The sequence below is a fragment of the Aquabacterium sp. UBA2148 genome, assembly GCF_002328915.1.
GTDB lineage: Bacteria > Pseudomonadota > Gammaproteobacteria > Burkholderiales > Burkholderiaceae_C > Aquabacterium > Aquabacterium parvum.
Genome location: NZ_DCXA01000097.1, coordinates 16946 through 19046, shown reverse-complemented (window position 1 = coordinate 19046; position 2101 = coordinate 16946). Strand labels below are relative to the sequence as shown.

Genomic DNA, 2101 nt, shown 5'->3' with positions numbered 1-2101 from the left:
AAAGCGGTCGAGCCCGAGCCTGTGGCCCCGCCCCCTCCGCCCAAGGCGGTCGAGCGCGCCGAGCCCGAGCCGGTCAAAAAGCCGGACATCGTCACCGAGCGCACGCCCAAGAAGGAAGACAAGCCGCGCAAGCAGCCCAAGGAAACCTTCGACACGACGCCGCCCAAGCCGGTGAAAAAGCCCGAACCCGTCAAAGACGACAGGGCCGAGAAGCTGGCCAGGGAGAAGGCGTCCAAGGCCGAGCAGGCGGAAAAAGCCAAGCTCGAAAAAGAGCGCCAGGTCCGCGAAGCCAAGGCCGCCGCCGACCGCGAGGCCCAACGCCAGGCCAACATCGCCAGGATGATGAACGAGCTCGGCGGCACCGGTGGTGCGGGCGTGCCCTCGGCCACCAGCGCGGGCCCGAGCGCGGCTTACGCGGGGCGCATCAAGGCGCGCATCAAGCCCAACATTGTTTTCACCGAGCAACTGATCCCGGGCAACCCGGTGGCCAAGGTCGAGGTGCGTTGTGCGCCCGACGGGCGAATCATGTCGGTCAAGCTGGTGTCTTCGTCCGGTGTGGTGGCTTGGGACGCGGCGGTGCTGCGCGCGATCGACCGCACCGAGGTGCTCCCGCTCGACGAGCGAGGCAAGGTGCCCCCCATGTTGCTGGAGTTCCGCCCGAACGACTTCTGAGGCCACAACTCAGTCGTCGAACTCCAGCGTCTCCTCTCCGTCCGCGCCCACCTCGGCCATCAGCTCCGAGGCCAGCCTGACCTCGTCGAGCATCACGGCCAGACCGGGCAGGTCGGAGTCCCAGGCCATGACCGTCGGCACGGGGCCCAGGTGTTCCAGCGCCTGCCGAAGCAGTGCCCAGCCCGAGGGCGAGACGCGCTGGCTGCGATCGGCGACACGCGAGTGTGACGGGGGCTGAGGCTGCGCACCTTCCCGGAAGCCACCCAGGCGAACCTGCCCGACCTGCGAAGGCGAGAGGGACCAGACCGTGTCCAGCACCAAAGCGGTGGCCCTTTGCCACAGGAGCCTCTCCGAGGCGGGTGCACCTTGGCTGGCCCGAACGCGGCCCAGCGCCTGGGCCAGCAGGCGGTCGGGCTCCAGCGTCAGGCGGCTGCGGGTCTGGCGGGCGATGTCCGCCAACTTGAGGGTGTCGCCCAAGGCATCGGCGTGCAGGCCCAGCTCCAGCAGCACGGGCTGACCCAGGCGCGACTGGATCACCTCCACCACCGCCGCCAGTGCCCCGGGGTCTCGCTCAGGCGTCAAGGGCAGGCTCAGGCGCCTGGGGTGCACGCCACCCAGGCGGTCGAGCTCCTCAAGCGGGCGCTCCACCAGGCCGACATCCCCGCTCAAACCGATTTCGCTGACCTGAACGGCCAGGGGCCAGCGTGAAGCCAGCATCCGCAGCCTGTCCTGCGGCACACCCTCGAGGGCCCCGATGTCGCTCGCGCGCACCTCGACAAAGCCCAGGGCAGGCGACAAACCCAGCAGGTCGGCCAGGTGCGGTGCGCGCAGACTGAGCCCAACGGGCTGGCGTGCCAACAGGGCGGTGGACGCTTTCATGGCCTCGATCTTGCCGGTTTCCGTGCCGAAATGCACGCCCCCAAACCCCGCTCTGTTCCATCCTTTGCCTCTCCCGCGCTTGCCTAGGATGGGTCACCATGTCCGACGACCTCGATCCCATCGCCGCCGAACCCGTCGGGTTTCGCTGGCCGACGCCGCCCTTGGCCAGCTACCCCACGGCCCGGGCGCAGCTGGACCACGAGCCCTGCGAGATCGTGGGGCTCAATGGGCGCGTCATGCAGGGCCGACTCAACCTGTTCGTGCCCGAAGACCAGGTGGCCCACATCCAGGTGCCGCCGGCTCGCACCACCATGCCGCTGCGCTTCGGTCAGTTCCGCAGCCTGTGCCTCAAGCGGCCGCTCTTGCCACTGGCCGAGCCCCTCGAGGGCGCGGGCGAACACGCTCAGGCCCTCAGCGAGCGCCCGGCCACCGAGTACGTCATCGAGCTGCATGGCGGCGGTGAACTGCGTGGCCAGACCATCGGCTGGATCGAATCGAATTTCGGCCTGTTCCTGTTCCCGCCCGAAGACGAGGCCGGGGGCGTGACCCG

The 2101-nt window shown here is 69.3% G+C and carries 2 protein-coding genes and 1 pseudogene; 2 read left to right on the top strand and 1 reads right to left on the bottom strand.

Translation table 11 applies throughout. The features are described 5' to 3' along the window. Window positions 1-672, top strand: a 672-nt coding sequence (locus B2W70_RS05260; RefSeq protein WP_286743571.1) for a cell envelope integrity protein TolA, incomplete at its 5' end; no start/stop codon positions are given. Window positions 673-681: 9 nt separating this feature from the next. Here the strand turns inward: B2W70_RS05260 and B2W70_RS05255 are convergent. Further along, a complete protein-coding gene (locus B2W70_RS05255; RefSeq protein ID WP_286743568.1) occupies window positions 682-1551 on the bottom strand; it encodes a DUF692 family multinuclear iron-containing protein in 870 nt (289 codons plus the stop codon). Between the two features lie 98 nt (window positions 1552-1649). Between B2W70_RS05255 and B2W70_RS05250 the strand changes: the two are divergent. Beyond that, window positions 1650-2101 (top strand): annotated as a pseudogene (locus tag B2W70_RS05250) (pilus assembly protein PilB); the annotation flags it as partial.

Coding starts and splice junctions, on each gene's coding strand:
- B2W70_RS05255 (WP_286743568.1), bottom strand. CDS start 1,551: ATGAAAGCGTCCACCGCCCTGTTGGCACGCCAGCCCGTTGGGCTCAGT.